Here is a 1,385-nt window from a genome sequence, read left to right as displayed (position 1 = left end):
GAACTGGTTGATGAACCACATCCGCTGCTGTGCGAAGGACAGTGGAACGGTTTCGGGCCGCGGCTCGACCGCGACGATCGGCGGCAGGCCGCGTCCTCCGGTAGCGGCTGCGGCAACCAGTTCACGGACGCTGGGCGCGTCGAAGACGTCGCGGACCGAGATGTCCGCACCGAGGGCCACCCCCGCCCGCGAGGCCAGTCGCATTGCCGAGAGCGAGTTGCCACCCATGTCGAAGAAGCTGTCGGTGACGCCGATCCGGTCGACACCGAGCACCTCCGCGAAGACCTCCGCGACCCGTGCCTCGTCGTCCGTTTCCGGCGCCACATACTCACTCGAGGTGAACTCGGGCGCGGGCAAGGACTTCCGATCGAGCTTGCCCGCGTTGTTGAGCGGGATCTCGTCCAGCACCATCCACACCGTCGGGCGCATGTACTCGGGCAGCGGTGTCGCGATGGTGGCCTTGATCGCATCGACATCAACCGTCTCGCCGGGTGCGCCGGACACATAGGCAACGAGGTGTTCGCCACCGTCCGGGGCCTGAGCGACGGTCACCGCGGTGTGCACGACGCCGGGCGCCTGTGCGATCGCGGCCTCGATCTCACCGAGCTCGATCCGCTGGCCGCGGAGCTTCACCTGGAAGTCCGTTCGGCCCAGGTACTCCAGCTCACCGGAAGCGTTGCGGCGCACCAGGTCACCGGTGCGGTACATCCGCGCGCCGGGCTCGCCGAACGGATCCGCGAGAAAACGATCAGCGGTGAGATCGGGTCGTGCGGCGTAGCCACGCGCCAACTGGACACCGCCGACGTAGAGCTCGCCGGGCACCCCGGCCGGCACCTGGTTCAGGCGTCCGTCGAGTACGTAGGCCGTCGAATTCCACACCGGCACACCGATGGGAACGGTGTCACCGATTTCATCGAGCTGCTGATAGGTGATCTCGACGGCGGCTTCGGTCGGACCGTACAGGTTGTACAACAACGCATCCGGTATCGCGGCACGGGTTTCGGCGGCCACTGCCGGCGGTAGGGCTTCGCCCGTCGTCGAGACGATCCGCAGACAGTCGAGCCGCGCCAACCGTTCCGGACCGGCGAGCTCGAGGAACACCGACAGCATCGACGGCACGAAGTGAACCATCGTCGCGCCGGTGTCGGCGATCAGATCGGCCAGGTACGGCGGGTTGAGATGGCCGTCGGGTTCGGCGATCAGCAGCCGCGAACCCTGCATCAGCGGACCGAACAGTTCCGCGACCGAGCAGTCGAAGGTGTAGGGCGTCTTGAGGACCACCATGTCGTCGGCACCGATGGGCAATTCGTCCAGACCCCAACGCAACCGGTTGACGACGGCGTCGTGCGGCAAGGTCACCCCCTTGGGCCGACCGGTCGAACCGG

The 1,385-nt window shown here is 67.1% G+C and carries 1 protein-coding gene; it reads right to left on the bottom strand.

All coding sequences use genetic code 11. The features are described 5' to 3' along the window. A partial coding sequence (locus tag OK17_RS19675) for an AMP-binding protein (protein ID WP_461418462.1) occupies positions 1–1,385 on the bottom strand: 1,385 nt, incomplete at both ends.

This window comes from Gordonia sp. GN26, from assembly GCF_054823965.1.
The sequence above is the reverse complement of the archived record's forward strand: the minus strand, read 5'-3'. Positions and strand labels throughout refer to the sequence as shown.